Origin of the sequence: Brachyspira catarrhinii (assembly GCF_005518285.1) — a bacterium.
Classification (GTDB): domain Bacteria; phylum Spirochaetota; class Brachyspiria; order Brachyspirales; family Brachyspiraceae; genus Brachyspira; species Brachyspira catarrhinii.
Window position 1 is genome coordinate 1 of the sequence record NZ_SJDU01000314.1, and the last position, 2,733, is coordinate 2,733.

The 2,733-nt window shown below is 29.1% G+C and carries 2 protein-coding genes; both read right to left on the minus strand.

Annotation, left to right across the window (positions count from 1 at the left end):
- Positions 1-982: hypothetical protein (locus EZH24_RS09875; protein WP_137998983.1), on the minus strand; the 982-nt coding region annotated here is incomplete at its 3' end.
- An 81-nt stretch (positions 983-1,063) separates the two neighbouring features.
- On the minus strand, positions 1,064-2,733 hold a 1,670-nt coding region (locus tag EZH24_RS09880), incomplete at its 5' end, for a motility associated factor glycosyltransferase family protein (RefSeq protein WP_137998984.1).

Sequence of the window (2,733 nt, forward strand, 5' to 3'; positions counted from 1 at the left end):
AAGTTCTGTATAAAATATCGAATCTTATGGCAAGCTCTCTTATATTGCTCGATTTATAAGCGTCTTCCAAATTATTTAAAAAATTATTTCCGAAATTGGTTCTCAACATTTCGGCGCTTATATTATCCGAAAATTGATTTCTTAAAAAAGCTTGAAAACTCAAATTGCCCGCTTTTTGACTCACTCCAAAATCGGTAAAATCTTCAAGATAAGTATTGCTAAAATTATTTCTATAAGCATCGCTGTATCTTTGACTAATGCTGATAATTGAAGGCAAATGCATATAATTAAAATAATTGCTCCAACTTTTACTTTTCATTGAAAATAAAGTATTTGAAACCACTTCCGAAGGATGATAAAAAGGCAAATTATTATTATTCGTATTTAAATTATTGGAATTATTAACCGAACGAATATTCTGCTCGTTATATTGTCTCGGAGAATCTACTAAAAAATATGAAGTGTCGGCAACCATAGAAAAATTACCGCTTATATCTGGCATCGGATTAAAACTACCCTCGATTCTATATCTTCCCGTTCTGTCGAATTGAAACCAATTATTTAAATCTATAAAATAAGAATAACTTTCGCCTTCATTAAGAGTTATTATTCTATTACTGCCTCCAGTATTCCTTTCGTTTTTATATTTCCAAAGAGTATAATTGTCGGAAGAAACGACTTCGTTATTATAATTATCGAAAACTTTGAATCTATAATTATTGAAAGGATTAACGGAATTGGTAAAACTTACCGTTCCTTTTTTTGCGAAAATTCTTATTTCCATCGTTATCGGTTCATTTAATCTATATCTATTCAAATCGAAATGCATGCTTATAATATAAGACGAAGGATTAACTACATTATCGTTCGGATATATTCTCTCTATTTGGTCGAGCATAATCGTATCCAAAAAATTATCCTGCAAATTTCCTTGCGCAAATAAAATCGAAAAAGTCAATATAAAAAGCATTATATATTTCATGTCTCATTACCTTAAAATACTATTGTATAAATACTACTTTAATAATTTATCGGAAAAACGACTAAATAATATAATATAAAATTATTTGAGTTCCTTATCTATTTTTATCAAAGCTCTTTTTATTATATAACGATTAAAGTCAATGCTTTCGTTCATCGCTTCGTAAAGTTTATAAGAATTAACGATTGATTTATCATATTTTTCGTCTTCAAAAATAAATCCTTCCGTTATAGCCTTTATCGTTTTTTGCATAGTTATTCCCAAAAATTCATTAACTTTGCTTATATTCAAGATTTTCATATCGTATTCGGTTAAACTTTCCAAAAGTTTGTCGACTTTTCTATGTCTTTTCAAATCCTCGTTTATTTTCTCGCATAATTCCAAAGCGTTTAAAATATAAGGTTTTATTTTAGAAATTTCATTATCAATTTTAATCAAACCGTTTTTTATTTTAATAAATATTTCGTTTTTTCTTTCGATATTTCTATCGTTTCTATCAATATTTATTTCAATGTCGTTAAATTTTTCAATAAGCTCTTCCAAATATATATTTTCCATTCCGTTTATTACGATTCCGCCTTCCGTAGCGTTATAGAATTTAATTTGATTATATTTTAAACATTGCTCTTCATACCAATTTTTATACATATCGAATCTTGAATCTGTCCAGACTTTTTCGTTATAAATATTTTTTTCTTCTCTCAAATTTCCCGCTATTAAAACTTTGTATATTCTGCTGTCGTAAGAATCGAGTTTGTATATTTCGGTAAAAAAGTTTTCCTCATGATAACTTCCTTTTATATGAGTTTGATAATTTGGAAAAGACAAATCGAGTCCAACCATTATAATCGGATTTGCTCCTATTCTTATTGCAAAATCGTAAGCCGCCGTAGAAACGCTTCCTCCCGTTGTAATGTCTCCTCTGTTTCCCAATTCTTCCATAAAATATTTTGCCAAAGGAAATATCGAATTAATAAAATAAATCGCTCCGTTAAAAGAATCGATTGCCTCTTTATCTACCGAAGACTCGGCTATCAAAACCGAATCCTTAAAATCGACATTTCTAAAATATTTTGAATTTTTCTTTTGCGGGTCAATCGTTATTACAAAATGCGGCGATATATTATGAGAGAATAAAGGTTTCATTGCCGTATCGACAGCTATTATCAAAGCCTTATTTTTCATTTCTTTTAATTTTCTTATATTTTTTTCCAAAGAAGGTCCCGCCGAAACTATAACCGCTGGAATATTTTTATATTTGTCAAAAAATTTATTCGCTCCGTAATGAGTGGAAATTTCAGCTACATTTGACGCTATATTATAAGCCCATAATTTGTCGAATCTTGAAATCGTATTTATATTGATAATTTTTTTATCGACTATGGACAAAACTTTTTGCTGATAAAATAAAGCCTCTTCGCCAAATAAATTCGCGTAAGAACGAGTTATAAAGAATTTCACTTTTTTTGTATTCGCAACCGAAATAAATTTTTCTATATCTTCTATATCGTCTCCGCCTATAAAAAATGTTATATTGTCTTCGAGTATTTTATCCAATTTGAAATTATCTATAAGCAAATTAAAAAATTTTATCGAAGGCTCTATAACCGCTATATTTACATTTAATTTTTTGACTGCGTTAATCAAATAGCCCACCCCGATTCCGAATATAAATATCAAATCCGTGTCGTTATCGATTTCTTTTATTAAAGTATTCGCTTCTTTTTCGGGGTCGTAAGCGCTGTGAAGAA